This is a genomic window from Pseudomonas sp. CH235, assembly GCF_004368175.1.
In the GTDB taxonomy this organism is placed as follows: Bacteria; Pseudomonadota; Gammaproteobacteria; order Pseudomonadales; family Pseudomonadaceae; genus Aquipseudomonas; species Aquipseudomonas paraglycinae.
This window is the reverse complement of record NZ_RRZJ01000012.1, coordinates 157,526-176,929: the sequence shown is the minus strand read 5'-3', so window position 1 is coordinate 176,929 and position 19,404 is coordinate 157,526. Positions and strand designations below refer to the sequence as shown.

Genomic DNA, 19,404 nt, shown 5'->3' with positions numbered 1-19,404 from the left:
GGATTGATCCGGGGGCATCGCCTACGGTTTGCTTCGCTGCACCTCCTCTCGATGCATGCGGCTGCGCCGCACGGTCGCTGCGCTCCCACCCCCGGATCAATCCCTCCACTCAGCCTGCCGACGGGCCCTGCGATCAAAAGCTCTACTCGAGCTAACGCTCATCGTGGTGAGTGGTGAAGAGCACGAAGCCGACGTGTGTGCTCTTCAAAACCTGAGTTCGCCTCGATGGTTCAGGTCGATGTATCTCGAATCAACAACCCCGTAGGCTCCCTCTCCCTCTGGGAGAGGGCTGGGGTGAGGGCTGGCTCTTGAGGTTGTCCTCGATTTTTCGGAACCCACGATCCATTCTGTAAACCCACCCCAAAATCGACAGCCAATCCCCCCCAATCCCACCATTTCACTGGCACTCACCCCCCACTGGTCTATAAGGAATGAGTGGTTCGGTTTCCATAACCGGGCGTTGTCCTGCTCGGCGACGGGAGTTTTCTTCCATTCATCGCGGGTCATCCTATGAACAATCCTGGGAAACGCGTGTGTTTTTCGTTGTTGTCGGCTTTCGGTCTGGTGCTGCTCAGTGGTTGCGCCAGTCCTCCACCCCCTCCGCCGGCAGCACCGCCTCCGCCGCCTGAGCGGACTTGTCAGGTCATGGAAAATACCGAGGTCGCCGGTGATGCGTATGCCGACGGGCAAGTGACTCGACACATCACCAAGACCCGTTGCGTCACTCAATAAGCCGTGCGCCTGTGAAGGCGCGGGTCGAGTGGATTGTGCTGGTGGCCGATCTGGTCGGCACGGCGGTGTTTGCGGTTGAAGGCGCGATTGCGGCGATGCGCAGTCAGCTTGATCTGCTCGGGGTGATGGTGATTGCGTTCATCGTTGCGCTCGGTGGCGGGGTGACGCGTGATCTGTTGATCGGTGCGACGCCGCCCAAGGCTGTGGCGGACTGGCGCTATCCGGCGCTGGCGTTTGCCATGGGCGGGGTGGCGTTTGTTTTTCATGAGCAGGTGCTTGGGTGGTCCGGTTCGATGCTGATCGTGCTGGATGCGGCGGGGTTGGCGTTGTTTGCCGTGGCCGGAGCGCAGAAGGCGTTGAATTTCGGGATCTCGCCGTTTGTGGCCATGTTGATGGGCACGATTACCGGGGTCGGTGGCGGGGTGCTGCGTGACATTGTGCTGGCGCGGGTGCCGGTGGTGTTGCAGGCGGATTTGTATGCCAGTTCGGCGTTTGTTGGCGCGGCGGTGTTGATTGTCGGGCGCAGGCTGGGTGTGCCGCCGGTGGCGGCTGCGTTGCTGGCGGGGGCGGCGTGTTTGTTGTTGCGGTTGTTGTCGGTGCATTTTGGCTGGCAGTTGCCGAAGGTTCTGGAGGCATGAAAAAGGCAGCCCTTGGGCTGCCTTTTCTTTTGCGTCAGAAGCGGATCAGGACAGGAAGCCGCCGTCCACGTTCAGCGATACGCCGGTGGTGTAGCTCGAGGCATCGCTCGCCAGGTACAGCACGGCGCCGGCCATTTCGCTTGGGTCGGCTACGCGCTTGAGCGGGATCTGCGTCAGGGCCTGTTTCAGGATGGCGTCGTTCTTCACCAGGGCCGAGGCGAACTTGGTGTCGGTCAGGCCTGGCAGCAGGGCGTTGCAGCGGATGCCGAATTGCGCGCATTCCTTGGCGAAGACTTTGGTCATGTTGATCACGGCGGCTTTGGTCACCGAGTAGATGCCCTGGAAGATCCCCGGCGAAATGCCGTTGATCGACGCTACGTTGATGATGCTGCCGCCGCCGTTTTCGCGCATCAGCTTGCCGGCTTCCACCGACATGAAGAAGTAGCCGCGAATGTTCACGTCGACGGTTTTCTGGAAGGCGCCGAGGTCGGTGTCCAGTACGTTGCAGAACTGCGGGTTGGTCGCGGCGTTGTTGACCAGGATGTCCAGGCGCCCGAACTGTTCCTTGATCCCGGCGAAGACCTGGCTGATCTGTTCCATTTCGCCGATGTGGCAGGCGACCGCTGTGGCCTTGCCGCCGGCGGCGATGATGGCGTCGGCCACGTGTTGGCAGCCTTCGAGTTTGCGGCTCGAAACGATGACGTGGGCCCCTTGCTGGGCCAGCAGTTTGGCGATGGCTTCACCGATGCCACGGCTGGCGCCGGAGACGAAAGCGATCTTGCCGTCGAGGTCGAACAACTGAGTGTTGGACATGGGATTCCCTTGTAGTAAGCCTTGTTATAACGCCGTCATCAGAGGCTGGATTTGGCAATGACCTGCAGGCTCATCTGCTCCAGCAGTTTGTTCATGTGAATGAACTGCGCGAAGCGTTTGTCCTGGGTCTGGCCATGGAAGAAGCGGTAGTAGATCTGCTGCACGATGCCGGCCAGGCGGAACAGGCCGTAGGTGTAGTAGAAGTCGAAATTGTCGATCTGGATGCCCGAACGCTCGGCGTAGTAGTCGACGAATTCGCGGCGGGTCAGCATGCCCGGCGCGTGGCTTGGCTGGCGGCGCATCAGTTGCACCGGTGCCGGGTCGTCGGCCTGGATCCAGTAGGCGAGGGTGTTGCCCAGGTCCATCAATGGATCGCCGAGGGTGGTCAGTTCCCAGTCGAGCACGCCGATGATCTGCATCGGGTTGTTCGGGTCGAGGATGACGTTGTCGAAGCGGTAGTCGTTGTGCACGATGCTGGAGGTCGGGTGATCGGCCGGCATCTTGTCGTTGAGCCAGGCTTTGACCTTTTCCCAGTGCGGTGCGTCCGGGGTCAGGGCTTTTTCGTAACGCTCGCTCCAGCCTTTGATCTGGCGGGCGACGTAGCCTTCCGGTTTGCCCAGATCGCCGAGGCCGCAGGCGTTGTAATCGACGCGGTGCAGTTCGACGAAACGGTCGATGAAGCTCTTGCACAGGACTTCGGTTTTGGCCGAGTCGAGGCCCAGCTCCGGCGGCAGGTTCGAGCGCAGGATGATGCCCTTGACCCGTTCCATCACGTAGAACTCGGCGCCGATCACCGAATCGTCGGTGCAGTGCACGTAGGCTTTCGGGCAATACGGGAAGCCATCGCGCAACTGGTTGAGGATGCGGAATTCGCGGCCCATGTCGTGGGCGGACTTGGCTTTGTGGCCGAACGGCGGACGGCGCAGGACGAATTCCTGGTCCGGGTATTCCAGCAGGTAGGTCAGGTTCGACGCGCCGCCGGGAAACTGGCTGATCTGCGGCGTGCCTGTCAGGCCCGGAATGTGCGCCTTGAGGTACGGATCGATCAGGCTGGCATCGAGTTCTTCGCCAGAGCGGATACGGGTGGACTGGTCAGTAAGCGCCATGCTTATCCCTTCTGCTTATTTTGGAGGCCACACATCATTGGCTAATCTAATGGCGCGCTCGGGTCGTCACAAGCGCGGTTCGGTCTTATAGGTTAGCGTGTTGGACGATAATCACCTTTGGGAATGTGCGCGCGGGGCCGCTGGCGACTAAGGTTTAGCGCGTATGCCTTGTTTACGAAGGAGCTTTGAAATGGGCTGCCCGCAAGTCTGTGCCAGCGCCACCCTGCAATGCAGTTTCGGTGCCGCACCGGCGGTGCTCAACGTGCTGCCGGTCAACCGCACGCTGACCGGCGGGATGCCGGCGGCGAACATCATGGATCACATTCCGCTGGTCAACGTCACCACGTTCGGCATGTGCATGAGCATGGCCAACCCGATGGTCGCTGCTGCCACGGCTGCGGCGCTGGGCGTGTTGACGCCGATGCCGTGCATTCCCGCCACCGCCACGCCGTGGATCCCCGGCGGTGCGCCGACCTTACTGCTGGGCGGGATGCCGGCGATCGATGCCAACAGCACGTTGATGTGCAACTGGGCAGGGGTGATCAAGATCGTGATGCCGGGGCAGATGCAGATGTTGATTCCCTGAGCTTCTTCGCTTGTCGTTAAATCCATGGCCCTCACCCCAGCCCTCCCGAAACGTCGGACCGCCCGGAGGGAGAGGGAGCCGACCGAGGTGTCATTCGGCTTACATCGACCTGATCGACCGAGCGATTATGGATTCAGCGCAAATCTTTCACGTCGGTGGAACTCGCCAATATTCCCGGATCGGTTCCCTCTCCCTTCGGGAGAGGGCTAGGGTGAGGGGGCTTTTCAGGCCTGCTGCGGATCCGTCCATTTGCGAAACCACCAGCGCACCCGGGAAATCGGTTTGCCATCGGCATCCAGCGGCCGCCCGTCCTCGGCAAACCCTTGCTCCGGTTCCATCAACTGCCCATTCAGATAACGCGCATCCACCGCCGGCTTGCCGTTGGGATGAAAGCGCTGATAGCGCCCCTCACGCACGCCATCGCGATAGAACTCGGCCTCCGCTACTTGCCCGTCCGGAAAGTAATTGAACGCCTCGCCATGCAACAACCCGCGCCGATAGCTGGCCTTGCGCTGCAGCCAGCCCTCGGGCGCGTAGAAACTGGCAATGCCTTGCAGCTTGTCACGCACAAACGGCATCTGCGCCGAAACCTTGCCATTGGGGTGATAGAGCAGGGACGTGCCCTGCAATTCGCCCTGGCTGTAATTCAGATCCGCCTGCGGGCGCCCGTCATCCTTGATGTTCAACGGGCCGTCGAGCTGGCCGTCCTGCAATCGCCCCTTGAGGTGTTTGTCATCCTGCTGCAGATCCAGTGGTGTGATCGCCATGGCTTCTCCTTGTCAGTTGACCTGCACCAGCCCGCCCTTGATGGTCAGCATGCCGCCGCCGTCCACGGTCTGTGAGGCAGCGCCCTTGTTGGTCAGGCTGATGCCGGCGTCGTTGGTCAGCGTGGTTCCGGCCTTGTTGTCCAGCGAAGTGCCGGCCTGATTGGTCATGGCGGTGCCGGCCTTCTGGGTGATCGAAGTGCTGGCCGAAGTCGCCAGATCTGCACCGCTCTTGATCGTGAAACTGCCGCCGCTTTGCAGGGTGAGGGTGCCGCTGACCTTGATCGTCAGGTTGCCGTCCACCGTCAGGCTGTAATCGCCGGTGACCTTGTCGGTGTAGTTGCCGCCGGTGCTGTGGTTCTGGTCGGCGCCGACTTTCACGGTGCGGCTGTCCTTCACATCGAGGCTGTCGCTGCCGGTCTGGATCGTCACGCTGCGTTTGCCTTTCTCCAGCGTGACGGTTTCGTCGCCTTCCTTGACCGTAAGGGTGCGGGCGTTCTGCACCGTGAGGGTTTCGTCGTGGCCGACGGTGGCGGTGGTGTCGTTGAGCACGTTGATCTTCAGATCTTTCTGCGCTTGCAGGAACACTTCTTCGGCGTCTTTCTTGTCCTCGAAACGCAGTTCGTTGAAACCACCGCCACCCTTGGACGATTGGGTCTTGATTCCCGACTGGGTCTGGTTCGCCGGCAAGGCATAGGGCAGGGCGTTATCACCGTTGTAGACGCAACCGGTCACCAGCGGCCGGTCCGGATCCCCGTCGATGAAGGTCACGATGACTTCCTGACCGATCCGCGGCACGAACTGCATGCCGAAACCCTTGCCGCTCCACGGCAGCACCACGCGCACCCAGCAGGAGCTGGTTTCGTCATTCTTGCCGTCGCGATCCCACGGGAACTGCAACTTGATCCGGCCGTATTCGTCGGTCCAGATTTCCTCGCCGGACTTGCCGACTACGATGGCGGTCTGCGGGTGCATGCGCGGTTTGGGCGTGAGGCGTTGCGGACGAAACGGCGTGGCCTTGGGGATTGCTTCGAAGCGATTGCGATAGCTTTCGTGGCTGGCGTCATGGGTCACCCGAGTGACGACCCAGTCGATGTTCAGGCTCGCGTTTTCGTGGCCGTCGAGGGTGAACCAGTGGCCTGGAATCAGCCAGCGGCAGTCGCTTTCGCCAACAAAGCGTTTCTCTTCACTGCGAAGCCCGTCGACCCGCTGTTTGGTCAATGCATCGCCCCGAGCCTTGGCGTTGTAACCGCCGGGATGCTCGTAGATCGAACGCGGTCCGGCCACGGCTTCGGCCTGGCCATAGAGTGAAGTGGTCGGCGTGGTGAACTCGTAATCCGTCGCCTTGTACACCTCGGCCACCGCTTGCAGACACACCTGGCCTGAGCGGATGCCGTGCAGCTCGCGCTCACCCAATTGCTGACCCAGATACTTGACCTTCGGCCCGTTGGGAATCTGTACGAAGGCGTCGTTGCTGTCGCCCAGCACCAGCGTGTGTTTGCCGTCTTGATGGGTAAAAAACCAGAAGATGCCTTCCTCCTCCAGCAGGCGCGAGACGAAGGCGAAATCGGTTTCTCCGTACTGCACGCAGTATTCACGTGGGGTGTAACTGCCGGTCAGTGAGAGTTTGAAATCGGTGAAACCGTGAGCTTTGAAGATTGTGGTGACGATGTCGGAGGTGGTGAGGTTCTGGAATACGCGGTTGTTGCTGGCCAGGGTCAACCACCAGAGCCACGGTCTTAAAACCAACTGATAGCGCTCGGCGGTGGCATCGGCAGGCAGTTGGCGAATTTCAGCGACCAAGGCATCGAACGGGCGCAATTGAGCGTCGTTGTGCAGGGTGGTGGTGACGTGGGTGGCAACGGCGCTGGTGAGGGTGAGCGAGGTACCGTCATTCAATCCGTTGAGGGTTTGAACGCCGAGGTTGTTCAGGGTTTCCTCACCGGAGAGCGACTCAGGGTAAAGCGCCGACAGCGAGGTGGCGGTGAGGGAGAGCGTAGTGTTGCTGTCGGTGGAGCGGGGCATCCGCATTGCCTCCGATCAAGAATTCGCAAAAACAAGTTGTGAGGATGCGATGCCATGTTGAACTTTGATGACCTGCATTGGCGTCCCGTGGGGGCAGCTCCATCCATTGAGTGAGTCAGATACTTTTTTCAAATATTTTTTCTTGACGCTGACAAACACCATGACCCGATCGCGGCTGTCCGTCTGTGCGCGGATCACACTGGAGGTAAATATCCAGGACTGAGTTTTTCGCTGTTCGGGTCTGGAGCCAATGAGTGTTTGATAGACGGTTTCACGAACATTGAATCGGCCGATTTCATTGGTATTGCAGGCAGCGATCAGTGTGACCGCGCGCTCAGGAGGGCTCAGCCTTATCTCGTGTTCGAGTGTCGGGAAAATATCGAAGCTCATAGTCACCTCACGATGCCCAGCAGCCTTGGGCGACATGTTTCGGGCTACCTTCGTGAAACTTGTACACGCCGTTGAGAATATAGAGCGGTCCAGTGTTCCAGCCTTCACCATGCTCCGTCAAAACCCGATATATCAATGGGTAATTCAACTTTCCAGGTGCTTCTGCGTAGAAAAAGTCGATTCGTAAAGATTCCGGGCAGGGAAGCGGGCAGTAAGGATTGTTGGCAGCCCCGGATGTCGAACCACCGGGTGCAACTTGCGCAACCAAGTAGCGCGAGGTGTCGTACTGTGCGGTGACTTGATACACAAACTCGATCCCGGGATTCTTCTTCACGTACTCGTAAACCATGGCTTCGTACTCATACATGATTGGATGGTTGCTACCTTCGGTCAGTGTTACCAGATTCCGAAGATCGGTTCCGCTGCCGCCCAGCTTGTTTCCAATCAGATGCCCTCGTTGATGATGTTCCGGGCAAGTACCGGACACGAATCCCGGTGGTCGCAAGGACTGATCCGGACCCGAGCCGCCGGTCATGTTGGTCGATGTCAAAGTTGCCTTTGCATAAAGAGGCACCGTGACGTTGCTACCGTTTACGTTGACAGTGGTGGATTTGTATTCCGGATTCAATGGCATTGGCGTTAGTCCCGTTAAAGGCCTGCAATCTTGAAAATTTACCAATAGGCTTGCTGCTCTCCTGAAGGGGACGGATTTATTTGTTTCGCATAAATAAATCTGTCCCCTTAAATCCCCTAAATCCCCTGAACGTAGACGTTGGCGACTCTGTTGTGATGGGCTGACCAGCCTCAAGTGAATTCCATGAGTTCTTCTTCTGCGCTTGTCGTGACCTTGCCGGCGCCTTCATACACCGTTTTGAAAACAGTGAAGTCAGTCGAGGAAAAAACGTGGGGGGAGAACTTTGGCGCCGCCCAATTGGTAGGTGATTGTCGTTGTGGTCGCAAATTACCGAATTCAGCTTCGTTTGGAAAAGAAGGATCAATCTGATTCGCCGACAGCGTTTTAACCTTGCTGAACCAGGCGCTGCACTTTGCGCATGCGGCTTTTTTACCGCCCAGATTTCCCTTGATAACGGGTTTGAAGCCACTGCCGATAATCAAAGCTCGCATCAGCGAAATTTCCGCATGGTAGCCATCATTCTCTACATATTGCAGGGCATGCGGTGTTGGAGGAGTGTTGGTTATTTTTGTTATCGGGCTCAGCACCACCGTACGTGGCAATGGTTTCTGCTCTTTGAATGCCTTGACCAAATTCAATAGGTTATTGAGTTGTTTGGTGTTGAGGCGGGGGTTGTAGGTCAATTCAAGAATTTTTTCGGCGACCTTTGCCTTTTCCTCCGCGGTCTTGCTGGGCATGTTGGTAACGTAAAGTTTGGTGTCAGGAATGATCGGCGCGCGATCGAGAAACTTCCATCTGACCAGTTTGGAGTTTTCGTCTGTCGCCCAATTGCCATTTTTATTACCAACCTGATTGCTCTTCAGCCAGCTTTCCTGCAACTCGTATTCCGGGATGTTCTGATTGATCACTCGGTCCGTTTCCGAGAACAACACATGGAGAATTCTGGCCGCTTCCATGAGTGCATTACTACCACCGGGGTGTATGGCGGTTAGAAGCACCTCACAGGCGGCAATCAATGACTCGCCATTTTTGTTCGCTGCAACATAAATGGTACTTTCACCAGGGTGAGTGTAGGCCTGTACCTCTTCCGGGCTCTTGGTGGTGACATGCTGCCCGATGACACCCAGCACAACACTGAGGATGCAGAGATGGTTGGGATTGTGCGGTGACAAAACGTTGATAACAGGTCTCTGTTGAGGCGCGCTGGGTAACGGCATTCCATTAACTCCTGTATTTTTTTAGCTTTCAATGACAGTACGTCATTTACTCCAACACCCACTCCGCCAATTTCCCTGTCACCTGCGTCATCAGCACGTTCTCGACATCCCGCGCGCCTGCTGCGCTGCATTTGGCGAGCACGGCTTTGACGATTCCCGAATCAAACTCGAACTGCTTGCCGGTAGCCGCCTTGTAACGGCCCCGCAGTTTTTCCAGCTTCGCCAGCACAATCCCTTCCAGCGTCTGCTCATCCAGCGGCCGATACGCGACCACCGTCATGCGTGCCAGAAAAGCCGGGCGGAAGGCTTGCAGGAGGACTTTGTGCAGCGCCTCGTTGAAGGCTTCCGAGCCGAGTTGTGTAGTCGGTGTATCGAGCAACAGTTCGGCGCCGACATTGCTGGTGGCGAGCATCACGGTGTTCTTGAAATCGACCACCAACCCGGTTCCGTCTTCCATCAAGCCCTTGTCGAACACGTTGTAAAACGCTTCCAGCACATCCGGATGCGCCTTTTCGATTTCATCCAGCAACACCACCGAATACGGTTTGCGCCGCACGGCTTCGGTCAGCACGCCGCCGCTGCCGTAACCGACATAGCCGGGTGGTGCGCCCTTGAGCTGGCTGACGGTGTGGGCTTCCTGATATTCCGAGAGATTGATGCTGATCAGGTTGCGTTCGCCGCCGTACAAGGCATCGGCCAGCGCATACGCGGTTTCGGTTTTGCCAACGCCCGTGGGGCCGACCAGCAGAAACACGCCAACCGGTTTTTGCGGATCGGTGAGACCCGCACGATAGGCCTGCAATCGTTGGGCGATGGTGTTGAGCGCAGTGCTCTGGCCCATCACTCGCAGGCCCATGCGTGTGCCGAGGGTGCGCACGGCGTGGGCTTCGTCGGCGAGCATTTTGCCGACGGGGATGCCGGTCCAGCCGGCGATCACGGCGGCGACGGTTTTGCCGTCGACCTGTTCGGGCACCAGCGGATCGTCCTGGCGAATCGCATCGAGCCCGGCTTCCAGGCGCAGCAGTTCGGCGGCGAGGTGATCGATGCGGCTGTCGGTGGCTTCATCCGGTTTGTCGCTGTCGGCGCGTTCACTGAGGTCAAGTAATTCGCGGCGAGTGTCGAGCAGTTCACGCACCGCCACGCGCTCTTCACTCCAGCGGGTTTCAAGTTCGCGGATGGCCTGGACGTTGGTCTTCGATTCGCTTTCCAGCAGGGTGATGCGCTCGCGGTGATCAAGCCCCGTGGCCTGTTCCCGGCGCAGGCGTTCAACTTCTTCTTTGAGGCTTTGCTGACGGTGGCGCAGGCTCTCCAGCGGTGGCGGCACGTCGTGCTGGCCGAGGGCGACCCGGGCGCAGGCGGTGTCGAGGACGCTGATGGCCTTGTCCGGCAACTGGCGGCCGGAGATGTAGCGGTGCGAGAGTTTCACCGCTTCGTGGATCGCGGCATCCAGCACTTGCACGCCGTGATGCTGTTCGAGTTTGGCGGCGACGCCACGTAGCATTTCCACGGCGGTGGTTTCGTCCGGCTCTTCCACCTGCACCAGTTGGAAGCGGCGGGCGAGGGCCGGGTCTTTCTCGAAATATTTTTTGTATTCCATCCAGGTCGTCGCGGCCAGCGTGCGCAACTCTCCTCGGGCCAGCGCGGGTTTGAGCAAGTTGGCCGCGTCGCTGCCACCCTCGGCACCGCCAGCGCCGATCAGCGTGTGGGCCTCGTCGATGAACAGGATGATCGGCTTGTCGGCGCTGCGAACTGCGTCGATCACACCTTTGAGCCGCTGTTCGAATTCGCCTTTGACCCCGGCCCCGGCCTGCAGCAAACCAAGGTCGAGCACCCGCAAACTGACTTCCTGCAACGACGGCGGCACATCCCCGGCGGCGATGCGCAGTGCCAGGCCTTCGACCACGGCAGTTTTGCCGACTCCGGGTGCGCCGACCAGAATCGGGTTGTTCTGCCGGCGTCTCAGAAGAATGTCGACGCACTGGCGGATTTCGCCATCGCGACCGACGATCGGGTCGATGCGCCCGGCATGGGCGTCGGCGGTCAGATCCTGGGTGTATTGATCGAGCACAGAGTCTTGCCGTGGCGTTGGACTCCCCGAAGACACAGAGCGCGGGCCAACGTGCTCACGGGAGTTTGCCGTCCATTCCAGCAGGTTTGCGCGCAAGGCTTCTTTCGGAATTCGCAGCAATGACGACGCGCTGTTGAGCAGCAGGCTGCGGCGTTCGTCGCGATCGATCAGCGCCAGCAACAGCAAGCCGGAACGAATGCTGTCGATCCCCAGCACACTCGCCTGCACCACGGCGTCTTCCAACAATCCCAGCGTGTGCGAAGACAGCGCCGGCGTGCGCGTGCTGCCGGTCTTGAACAGGTCCAGCGCCTTGTTGATCTCCGCCGTCAGCGCATCACGCTCCAGCCCGAAGCGCGGCAGCAGAAAAGCAAAATCGCCGCCCTCGATATCCAGCAACTCCAGCAACAGATGCTCGATCTCGACAAAGTGATGCCCGCGCTGCAAGCACCGTTGCGCGGCACGTTCGAGGGCGCGGCGGTTGTCCGGGTTGAGGCGTCCGATCAGGCTGGCCAGTTCCATTTCAGGTAATCTCCAGCTGACGCAGGCGGGTTTCGATCCGTTGCACGGCGAGGCTGGTCTGGCGTTGCAGGCCACCGTTCCAGCTCAGCAGGGCCGGGGTTTGTCGGCCGAGTTGCAGCGGCCCCGCACCGCGCACCAGCAGCACCAGTTTCACGTCCAGATCCGGGCCGAAATACAGCGCAGCAAGGCTGGCCAGTGCCGGATGCGCTTCGCCTTCCGGCAGGAATCGCGCGGCCTGCGTCGATGGCAGCGGCCCCAGCGTCAGACGAATTCCGGCGTGTTCATCCCAGACCCGAGTACCGGCGACAGCACTGCGGCCGAGCTGCAGATTGCGTCCGCCGGCCTTCATGACGCTGCGGCTGGCACGTGGAATCTCACGCCACGCCCCCTCGTAAGCGCTCAGTTCCACCGCCACGGAAAACTGCTCACGGACAATCGCCGCGAACCCCGCCAATGACCGGCGGCCATCGGCGTACAACGCGGTGCAGGCCAGAACGGCGCAGTCGGGAATCGCCTGGCGCTCTTGCAGGGATTTGGGCAATAACCCGGTCAGCGCCCGCAATTGCGCCTGCACGGGCGAAGCGCCGGGCGTGGTGAAACCGAGGGCGATCCGGTGTTTGCGCATCACCTTGTACAGCAGGCTCAGCAGCCGATGCTGGAACAGGTCGAGGAACTCGGCGGGCGCGTGATCCTTGGCCCGCGCACGTTGTTGCAGCCATTCCTGATAGGCGTAAGGCAGCGGGCCGTCGGGGCCGCCGAGGCCGAACATCGGCGAGTTCAGGGTCAGCGGTTCACCGGGGTTTTCTTCCAGGCTTTCGATCTGGCTGGCGGCGAACAACGGCGTCAGCGGCCCGCGCAATTTCAGCGCTTCGGCCTGTGGCGATGTACCCGAACCAAGGGCGTCGGCCTGGGGCTGTTCGCGCTCCAGCAACAGCAACGCCTGCAACCATTCGAACGCCTGTGGATCACGGCGCAGGCGCTGGCTCAGGGTCAGAGCGACAGGGGCATGCCGGCTTGGGGTTGCCATGCCTTGACCTCCTTGTCTGCCTGCATGAGCACCGTGCGCACAAAGCGATTGGCCGAGGCGTACACCGAAAAGAATTGCGCGAGCACCGCTGAAAACAACACCGCGCTGCTGCCGACGAAATGCTGTGGATCGAGCTGCAATTGCACTTCAAGCCCGTTGCGCCAGCCGCGCCAGGCGTCGGCGCCGACATGGCCGATTACTCGTTCGCAACCGAGGCTCAGCAGACCTTCAATCTGGCGCAGGGCGCTGGCTTCATCGCGCAGGTTGTGCAGGGTCAGGATTTCCTTCAGCGCATCCAGTGCCTGCGGCCCTTCGACCAGCGACAGATGATTGAGGGTCAGTTGCGAGACCAGCCGCCAGCGCGAATCACCGTCCAGACGCGGCAGGCTCTGCGGGCTCGGGGGATTGCGCAGGCGTGCCCACGCCACCGGGCCCGGCCGTTCGAAACCCAGCGGTGTACCGGCGGGCAGGCTCTGGGCCAGATGCCGATTGGTGCAGAGCAGTTCGGCGGTCAGGCTGTAATCGGGCAGATCGGTCTGCGGTTCGAAACGGGTGTCGACGACGCTGACCAACAGATCGCTGCCGAGCCGGTTCGGCGTCTGTCCGTTGACTCGCCGCGCATGCCAGTAACGTTGCCGGTCACCGCTGCTGTGCTGGCTGCCGAAATACGCCGGCAGCCGTTGCACACCGCTGGCGGAGCTGGCGCGCACGCTGCGGATGCTGTGGATCTCGACGCTGTTTTCCCGGTGGCTGTCGGCGATCAGTCGATACTCACTGCGGGTGCCGTCCGGGCGCAGCGGCTCCGAAGTGCGCGGGAACAGGTTGATCACCGGCGCGCAGCCCAGCGCTATATCGCTGGCCTGCAAGTGCAATCGGCCGGCCGGGGCCCGATCAAAAACGATGTACAGATACAGCGTCTGGCTGTCACTCGATACGCCGGACAGTGGCAGATCAAAGAAGTGGAATTTGTCCGGGAACGCGAAGTACTCGGCCAGCAGGCGCATACCTGGATGCACGCCGTCTTCGTCCGGCAGCAGCACTTCGTCGTCGGCGAAACCAACCATCTTCGGCAGACCTTTCACGCCGGCAGGAATGCTCCCCGGCGAGCCGGCCAGCACCTGCACCGCGTGGGCGCCGAGCAGGTCATAGAGGCTGGCGTTGATCACTGGTGATGCGGCCAGGTGAATGCGCAAGTGTTCGATGCCAAGCTCGGACCACTGACTGTCGCCGAGGCAACGCAGACTCAGGCGCAACGCCGAGCGGGACTGCGCCACACCGGTCAGCGCCTGGGCTTCATCGCTACCCAGCAACAAGGCTTCACTGACTTCGACTGGCCACAAACGCACGGCGGCGCTGGTGCGAAAGTGAATGCTCTCGCCCTTGCTGGTGGTGACGAACAATGGCGTGTCCCGGGGGAGGGGATAGCCGCCGTCGAGGTTGCCTTTGCTCGGGTCCGGTTCGAACTGGACGATCGCGCACGACGGCAACGGGCGCATGGCCAGGGGATAAAGCTGTTCGAGCAATGCGTCGCTGAATTCGGCGTAGTCGTCATCCAGCCGTCGTTGCAGGCGTGCGGCGAGCAGGGCGAAACCTTCCAGCAATCGTTCGACGTGCGGGTCCGGGCATTCGCCGGGAGACAACTCCAGACGTCGCGCGACTTTCGGATAGCGCTCGGCAAACTGTCCGCCGGCATGTCGCAGCCAGGTCAGTTCGCGCTGGTAGTAGTCGAGCAGTTGCGGGTCAATCGAGTCGCTCATGGCGCACCTCCAGCCCTTCGTTGCCGGGCTCGATGACAAACGCCACCGGCCAGTGCTGCGTGCCGCTGCGCAATTCACCGGTCAGGCGAATGCTCAGGCGCTGCGGGTGCTCGGGCAGGGGATTGACCTGAACCTCGCCGAGCAGCAGGCGCGGTTCGAAATGGGTGATGGCTTCGCGAATGTCCCGCATCAGCCGGCGACGGTCATCGCTGCGCTGTTGTTGCAGGGCGCTCCAGTCCGCGATGCCGTAGTCGATGACGCTGGGCGGGGAGGTGAGGGGGCGCGGGCCACGGCGGGTGTTGAACAGGCGCCCGAGCTCGGTGTGCACCGAGTCGAGCAGATCCTGCCGATCGAACTCCCGCGCCCCGTCGCCCTCGCTCGAGGCGAGGCGTTCGAACAGCGGTGGAAGTAAGCCGGTGCCTGCCATGGCCGCGCCGCCGGGTTAGCTGACGAGCTTGTTGGCGGCCATGTCCCAGGTCGAGGCAGCCGTGCCTTCCTTGGTGCCGTCGTCTTTCTGTGCGGTGAGTTCCCATTTGATCTTGGTGAAGTTCAGGGATAGGGTTTCCACCGGTTTGCCGCCGGTACCGCCGCTGACGCTGACGTTGGAAATCACCACGTTGGTCAGGGTGTAGATGATGAAGGGCAGCAGTTGCCCGCTGCCTTCGGCGGCGTTGCGGCCGATGGTGATCTTGGCTTCCGGGATCGGCTTGCCGGCACAGCAGTATTCGTTGAGCGACGGTGTGGAGGTGTCGACGAATTTGGTCAGGGTGAACTCGCCGACGTGGGGCTTGCCCGAGGTTCGTTCCGAGTTGCTGACGTCGTTGGTGACTTGCATCGCCACGTTGTGGCTGTAGGACATGACTTCGATCTTGTCCGCGTAACCCTCGAGCAGGCTGTCGCCTTTGATGTCGCCGCCGAGGTCGAGAATGATTGCATCCATCGCTTGAAACTCCTGAAAGGTGTCGTGCCAGGAAAACAGGGGAGCGCCCGCAGGAAATCCGGCGGGCGCAGGCAGGTCAGGCGGCTACCGGTGGCGGCAGCGTGGCAACCAGGCGGATCGACGCGGTCAGCTCTTCGAGCTGGAAGTGCGGCCGCAGGAACACCGTCGCGCGATAGGCCCCAGGCTTGCCGGCGACCTCGGTGACGTCTACCCGCGCTTCACGCAACGGGTACTGCGCCTTGATTTCCTGCGGGGCGTTGTCGTTGATCAGCACGTAGTCGGCGATCCAGTTGTTGAGGTAGGTCTGCACGTTGTCGCGGGTCATGAAGCTGCCGACCTTGTCGCGCATGATCACCTTCAGGTAATGGGCGAAACGCGAGGCCGCGAGCACGTACGGCAACATCGCCGAGATCCGTGCGTTGGCGTTGGCCTCGTTGGTGTTGTAGACCTTGGATTTGTTGGTGGTCTGGCCGCCGAAGAACACCGCGACGTCGCTGTTCTTCTTGTGGCACAGGGCGATGAAGCCGAGGTCGTTGAGTTCCTTCTCGCGGCGGTCGGTGATCGCCACTTCGGTCGGGCATTTCAGCGACAGATCACCGGAGCTGGTGCGGAAGGTGTGCGCCGGCAGACCTTCAACCGCGCCGCCGCCTTCAGCGCCACGGATCGCCGCGCACCAGCCGTATTTGGCAAAGGCTTCGGTGATACGTTGCGACAGCGCCCACGCGGCGTTGCCCCACAGGTATTTGCTGTGGTCGGTGCCGTTGGTGTCCTCGACGTAGTTGATGCCTTCCACTGGCGAAGTGTCCGGGCCGTAAGGCAGGCGCAGCAGGAAGTGCGGCAGCACCAGGGAGACGTAACGCGAGTCTTCGCTTTCGCGGAACGAGCGCCACTTGATCAGCTCCTGGCTCTCGAACACTTTCGACAGGTCACGCGGCACCGCCAGTTCGGTGAAGCTGTTCATGTCGAACAGGCGCGGGCTGGCGGCGGCAATGAACGGCGCGTGGGCAGCTGCGGCGACGTTCGACAGTTTCTCCAGCAGGCCGATGTCCTGCGGGTGCCGGCCGAAGGTGTAGTCACCTACCAGCAGGCTGAACGGATGGCCACCGAAGGTGCCGTATTCCTCTTCGTAGATCTTTTTGAATAGCGCGCTCTGGTCGAACTCGACGGCTTTTTCCAGATCGTTCTGCAGCTCTTTCTGGGTCACGTTGAGCAGGCGCAGTTTCAGCCGGGTGCTGGTTTCGGTGTTCTGCACCAGCATGTGCAGGCCACGCCAGGACGCTTCGAGTTTTTGCAGGTCCGGGTGGTGCAGCACTTCGTTGAGCTGGGCGCTGATCAGCTCGTCGATCTGGCTGATGCGGTCGTTGATCATCGCCACGGTGTCCTTGTCGATGGCCATGCCTTCGTCGAGCACCTGGGTGGCGAATTCCGCGAGCATGTCGCGGGCGTAATCCTGCTGACTGTCGTCATGGGCCATGCGGCCCTCGGCGATGATTCGATCGAGCAGGGATAAAGTCTCGGCGGCAGCATTTTCGCTGGCTTGATTCTGGGCGGCGGCGGGCATGGCGAATTCTTCCTCGGTCAGGTGGACGATCAGGCTTGCGGTTCGGCCGGAGCTTCGGCATCAGCGGCCGGGACAGCGGTGTCCGGGCGGGCCGACTTGATCTCTTGCAAGCCTTCGGTGTTGGCGATGACGTCGCGCAGCAGCTTGTCCAGATCGTCATTGCCGTCGAGTTTGGTCAGCAGGTCGCGCAGACGCTGGCGGGCCTCGAACAGGCGCCGCAGCGGCGTGACTTGCTCCACCACCTTGACCGGGTCGAAGTCGTCGATGTGCTTGAAGTTGAGTTCGATGTTGAGCTTGCTGTCGTCGCCGCTGAGGGTGTTGTTGACCTGCAGCGTGGCGCGGGGGGCGATGGAGGCGAGGACGTCGTTGAAGTTGTCGCGGTCGATTTCGGTGAAACGGCGTTCGGTCAGTTTTGCCAAGGGTTCGAGCGGCTTGCCCGAGAGGTCGGCGAGGATGCCGACTACCAGCGGCAATTCCTTTTTCTCGATGGCATTGCCGATTTCGACGTCGTAGGTGATTTGCACGCGGGGCGGGCGAACCCGGTCGAGCTTGTGCTGGGTACTTTCTGCCATGTCGGCGGACTCCGATGCGATGAGCGGGCGCAATGCATCGGGGAGGCCCGTTCATCGCTTTCCCTTGCTGGACCACAGGTTAGAAAGGGTGGCAGATGACCTGTCGTTCCTTTGACAAACCTTCCTCATTCGGCTGTAGGAACCGAACTACCCAAGACGCTAGAACAGGTCTATAAAAATGCAAGCGAAAACTTTTTTGGACTGACTGGCGAAAAGGAAAATTCATTTTGTCTGCACGACTTTTTCTAACGATCGGGTTTGCGCTGCTCGCCGGCTGTTCGTTTTTCGGGCCGAAAGTCGATCTCGACAGCCTGACCCTCGACGTCGCTCCCAAGGCCAATGACGACACCCCGATCGCCGTGGATTTCATCGCGGTCAACGATCCGGATCTGCTCAAGCAACTGTCGGGCATCAGTGCCCGTCAGTGGTTTGCCGAGCGCGAGCAGTACCAGCGCGACTATCGTCAGCTGATGAGCGTGTGGGGGCTGGAGCTGGTGCCGGGGCAATTCATCGACCGCCAGCCGTTCCCTTTGGGGGGCAAGCGGGCGGCTGGACTTTTGGTCTTCGCCAGCTATAACACTCCCGGAGCGCACCGCCTGCGGCTGGACGATCAGAGCGACGCATGGCTCAAGTTCGACAGTCGCGAGATGAGCCTGGTCAGCAAGGAAAACTGAAACACACCGTCCGCCGCCGGTTCGCGGTGCAGTCGAAGGGAGTCGTATGAGTCTGCTACCTGACGCGGTCTGCTGGCATGAAGGCATGCAATTGCTGCCACAGCATTTTCAGTTACAGGGCCTGCGGGCCGAGGCGCTCGGCGCGCATCTGGCTCAGGCGTGCAACCCGTGGTTTTTCGGCGTGAGCCACATGGAGTTCGACCCGTCGGCGATGAGCGCCGGGGTGGTGCGGGTGCTGTCGTTGCAAGGGACGATGCCGGATGGTCTGCCGGTCAATCTGCAAGTTGGCGTCGACTCGACGCTGGAACTGGACGTCGCTGCCGCGATCGACGCCACGGACGATGCGACGGTGACGGTTTATCTGGCGATCAGTCCGCTGTGGCGCGCCGGACAGTTGCTACCACTCAAGGGGCGTCTGCAATCGGTGGTCGGCGAGGCGTTACCGGATCTCACCAGCGGTGAATTTCCTGAATCGATCACGGTGTGGCGTCCCAATCCACGGCTGTGTACGCAACTGAACAAAGCCGATTCGATCTGCCTGCCGCTGCTGAAAATCCGCAAGGAGGGCGGCGGTTTCCTGCCGTTGCCGTACACACCGCCGACACCGGTCCTGCTGCCGGAATCCCCATTGGGTCGGCGAGTGACCGGGCTCTGCGCACGGGCGCGGGAGAAGTGCCTGTTCCTCGGCGGGCGATTGCGTCAGGCGCAGCAGGCCGGCAATCAGGATGACGCGCTGGAAATCCGTAGGCAGATGACGGCGTTGTGGGCGCGGTTGCCGGAAGTGGAAGGGGCGCTGATCAGTCGTGTCGCTCATCCGCAAAGTGTTTATGTGCAACTGCTGGGACTCGCCGGTGCGTGGTCGGCGCTGGATCCGCTGGCGGGGGTACCGGCCTTTGCGCCATTGGATTTTCTCGAATTGCAGCGTGGTTACGAACCGTTGCTCGACTGGCTGGAAAACACCCTGGAACTGATCCGCGCCGGTTATCGCAGCATCGCGTTCGAGCGCGGCGAGCAGAGCTTTTCCATTCAGTTGCCGGACGAGCAAGCGAGCCAGCGTCTGGTCATCGGCCTGCGCATGCCCAACGGTGCAAGCGAGCAGGCAGCCGGCGAGTGGTTGCGGGGCGCGATCATCGCTTCGGCGCCGCACATCGCGTTGCTCAGCCGCCAGCGCATGAGCGGTCTGACGCATCAGGCCATGAGCCGCAGCGAGCAGGTGGCTTACAGCGTCGGCGACGACACCCGGTTGTTCGTGGTGACCGCCGAAGGCAGCTGGTTCGACGCGCAACTGCCGCTGATGATCGCCGCGCCGGCCACCCGGCTGACCAGCAGCCCGTGGCAAGTGGTGTTGTTTGTCGCCCAGAACAGTGAACGTGCCTGATCA

The 19,404-nt window shown here is 60.9% G+C and carries 18 protein-coding genes; 4 read left to right on the top strand and 14 right to left on the bottom strand.

Features of this window, described 5'->3' with window-relative positions; all coding sequences use genetic code 11:
- Positions 1-716: 716 nt before the first annotated feature.
- Positions 717-1,370: a trimeric intracellular cation channel family protein gene (locus tag EIY71_RS15435; protein WP_256656687.1), complete on the top strand. Its 654-nt coding sequence runs from the start codon at positions 717-719 to the stop codon at positions 1,368-1,370.
- A gap of 45 nt (positions 1,371-1,415) precedes the next feature.
- Here the strand turns inward: EIY71_RS15435 and EIY71_RS15430 are convergent, their stop codons facing one another.
- Together EIY71_RS15430 and EIY71_RS15425 are read right to left on the bottom strand one after the other, a co-directional pair.
- Positions 1,416-2,183, bottom strand: coding sequence for an SDR family oxidoreductase (locus tag EIY71_RS15430; protein ID WP_134022210.1), 768 nt, complete (start codon positions 2,181-2,183; stop codon positions 1,416-1,418).
- A gap of 38 nt (positions 2,184-2,221) precedes the next feature.
- Positions 2,222-3,289 (bottom strand): phosphotransferase family protein, encoded by a 1,068-nt coding sequence (locus EIY71_RS15425; protein WP_134022208.1) that lies wholly within the window; start codon positions 3,287-3,289, stop codon positions 2,222-2,224.
- 190 nt (positions 3,290-3,479) lie between these two features.
- Between EIY71_RS15425 and EIY71_RS15420 the strand changes: the two genes are divergently transcribed.
- Entirely contained in the window at positions 3,480-3,875 is a 396-nt protein-coding gene (locus EIY71_RS15420; protein ID WP_007958887.1) for a DUF4280 domain-containing protein, read from the top strand.
- 224 nt (positions 3,876-4,099) lie between these two features.
- Here the strand turns inward: EIY71_RS15420 and EIY71_RS15415 are convergent, their stop codons facing one another.
- The 12 genes from EIY71_RS15415 to tssB all read right to left on the bottom strand — a co-directional run bounded on the left by EIY71_RS15415 (position 4,100) and on the right by tssB (position 17,349).
- Entirely contained in the window at positions 4,100-4,642 is a 543-nt protein-coding gene (locus EIY71_RS15415) for a toxin-antitoxin system YwqK family antitoxin (protein WP_102687015.1), read from the bottom strand.
- Between the two features lie 12 nt (positions 4,643-4,654).
- Positions 4,655-6,664 carry a type VI secretion system tip protein VgrG gene (gene tssI, locus EIY71_RS15410; protein ID WP_134022206.1) on the bottom strand — a complete coding sequence of 670 codons (2,010 nt, stop codon included), beginning with the start codon at positions 6,662-6,664 and terminating at the stop codon, positions 4,655-4,657.
- Between the two features lie 15 nt (positions 6,665-6,679).
- Positions 6,680-7,054, bottom strand: coding sequence for a hypothetical protein (locus EIY71_RS15405; protein WP_007958880.1), 375 nt, complete (start codon positions 7,052-7,054; stop codon positions 6,680-6,682).
- 7 nt (positions 7,055-7,061) lie between these two features.
- The gene (locus EIY71_RS15400) at positions 7,062-7,688 is read right to left on the bottom strand and encodes a DNA/RNA non-specific endonuclease (protein ID WP_007958878.1); all 627 of its coding nucleotides are present in this window, start codon (positions 7,686-7,688) and stop codon (positions 7,062-7,064) included.
- 170 nt (positions 7,689-7,858) lie between these two features.
- Positions 7,859-8,905 (bottom strand): hypothetical protein, encoded by a 1,047-nt coding sequence (locus EIY71_RS15395; RefSeq protein WP_085746096.1) that lies wholly within the window; start codon positions 8,903-8,905, stop codon positions 7,859-7,861.
- Positions 8,906-8,951: 46 nt separating this feature from the next.
- Positions 8,952-11,492, bottom strand: coding sequence for a type VI secretion system ATPase TssH (gene tssH, locus EIY71_RS15390; RefSeq protein WP_134022204.1), 2,541 nt, complete (start codon positions 11,490-11,492; stop codon positions 8,952-8,954).
- 1 nt (position 11,493) lies between these two features.
- Positions 11,494-12,519: a type VI secretion system baseplate subunit TssG gene (gene tssG, locus EIY71_RS15385; RefSeq protein WP_102687018.1), complete on the bottom strand. Its 1,026-nt coding sequence runs from the start codon at positions 12,517-12,519 to the stop codon at positions 11,494-11,496.
- On the bottom strand, positions 12,483-14,276 hold the full coding sequence (gene tssF, locus EIY71_RS15380) for a type VI secretion system baseplate subunit TssF (protein WP_134022202.1): 1,794 nt from the start codon (positions 14,274-14,276) through the stop codon (positions 12,483-12,485). Before tssF ends, tssG begins: the two co-directional genes overlap by 37 nt.
- Complete coding sequence (gene tssE / locus EIY71_RS15375) at positions 14,260-14,703, bottom strand: type VI secretion system baseplate subunit TssE (protein ID WP_134022200.1); 444 nt, start codon at positions 14,701-14,703, stop codon at positions 14,260-14,262. The genes tssF and tssE overlap by 17 nt, the downstream gene beginning before the upstream one ends.
- Before the next feature lie 15 nt (positions 14,704-14,718).
- The gene (locus EIY71_RS15370; RefSeq protein ID WP_007958866.1) at positions 14,719-15,216 is read right to left on the bottom strand and encodes an Hcp family type VI secretion system effector; all 498 of its coding nucleotides are present in this window, start codon (positions 15,214-15,216) and stop codon (positions 14,719-14,721) included.
- A 76-nt stretch (positions 15,217-15,292) separates the two neighbouring features.
- Complete coding sequence (gene tssC, locus EIY71_RS15365; RefSeq protein ID WP_007958864.1) at positions 15,293-16,777, bottom strand: type VI secretion system contractile sheath large subunit; 1,485 nt, start codon at positions 16,775-16,777, stop codon at positions 15,293-15,295.
- A 29-nt stretch (positions 16,778-16,806) separates the two neighbouring features.
- Positions 16,807-17,349 (bottom strand): type VI secretion system contractile sheath small subunit, encoded by a 543-nt coding sequence (gene tssB, locus EIY71_RS15360; protein WP_007958861.1) that lies wholly within the window; start codon positions 17,347-17,349, stop codon positions 16,807-16,809.
- Positions 17,350-17,576: 227 nt separating this feature from the next.
- Here tssB and EIY71_RS15350 point away from each other — a divergent pair, with 227 nt between their 5' ends.
- Positions 17,577-18,023: a hypothetical protein gene (locus tag EIY71_RS15350; protein ID WP_039767163.1), complete on the top strand. Its 447-nt coding sequence runs from the start codon at positions 17,577-17,579 to the stop codon at positions 18,021-18,023.
- A 46-nt stretch (positions 18,024-18,069) separates the two neighbouring features.
- Positions 18,070-19,401 (top strand): type VI secretion system baseplate subunit TssK, encoded by a 1,332-nt coding sequence (gene tssK, locus EIY71_RS15345; RefSeq protein WP_134022198.1) that lies wholly within the window; start codon positions 18,070-18,072, stop codon positions 19,399-19,401.
- The last annotated feature ends 3 nt before the right edge of the window (positions 19,402-19,404 follow it).

Bases quoted from the DNA above. Each gene is read 5' to 3' on its own strand.
- EIY71_RS15430 (WP_134022210.1), bottom strand. From the start codon at position 2,183: ATGTCCAACACTCAGTTGTTCGACCTCGACGGCAAGATCGCTTTCGTC.
- EIY71_RS15425 (WP_134022208.1), bottom strand. From the start codon at position 3,289: ATGGCGCTTACTGACCAGTCCACCCGTATCCGCTCTGGCGAAGAACTC.
- EIY71_RS15420 (WP_007958887.1), top strand. From the start codon at position 3,480: ATGGGCTGCCCGCAAGTCTGTGCCAGCGCCACCCTGCAATGCAGTTTC.
- EIY71_RS15415 (WP_102687015.1), bottom strand. From the start codon at position 4,642: ATGGCGATCACACCACTGGATCTGCAGCAGGATGACAAACACCTCAAG.
- tssI (WP_134022206.1), bottom strand. From the start codon at position 6,664: ATGCCCCGCTCCACCGACAGCAACACTACGCTCTCCCTCACCGCCACC.
- EIY71_RS15405 (WP_007958880.1), bottom strand. From the start codon at position 7,054: ATGAGCTTCGATATTTTCCCGACACTCGAACACGAGATAAGGCTGAGC.
- EIY71_RS15400 (WP_007958878.1), bottom strand. From the start codon at position 7,688: ATGCCATTGAATCCGGAATACAAATCCACCACTGTCAACGTAAACGGT.
- EIY71_RS15395 (WP_085746096.1), bottom strand. From the start codon at position 8,905: ATGCCGTTACCCAGCGCGCCTCAACAGAGACCTGTTATCAACGTTTTG.
- tssH (WP_134022204.1), bottom strand. From the start codon at position 11,492: ATGGAACTGGCCAGCCTGATCGGACGCCTCAACCCGGACAACCGCCGC.
- tssG (WP_102687018.1), bottom strand. From the start codon at position 12,519: ATGGCAACCCCAAGCCGGCATGCCCCTGTCGCTCTGACCCTGAGCCAG.
- tssF (WP_134022202.1), bottom strand. From the start codon at position 14,276: ATGAGCGACTCGATTGACCCGCAACTGCTCGACTACTACCAGCGCGAA.
- tssE (WP_134022200.1), bottom strand. From the start codon at position 14,703: ATGGCAGGCACCGGCTTACTTCCACCGCTGTTCGAACGCCTCGCCTCG.
- EIY71_RS15370 (WP_007958866.1), bottom strand. From the start codon at position 15,216: ATGGATGCAATCATTCTCGACCTCGGCGGCGACATCAAAGGCGACAGC.
- tssC (WP_007958864.1), bottom strand. From the start codon at position 16,777: ATGCCCGCCGCCGCCCAGAATCAAGCCAGCGAAAATGCTGCCGCCGAG.
- tssB (WP_007958861.1), bottom strand. From the start codon at position 17,349: ATGGCAGAAAGTACCCAGCACAAGCTCGACCGGGTTCGCCCGCCCCGC.
- tssK (WP_134022198.1), top strand. From the start codon at position 18,070: ATGAGTCTGCTACCTGACGCGGTCTGCTGGCATGAAGGCATGCAATTG.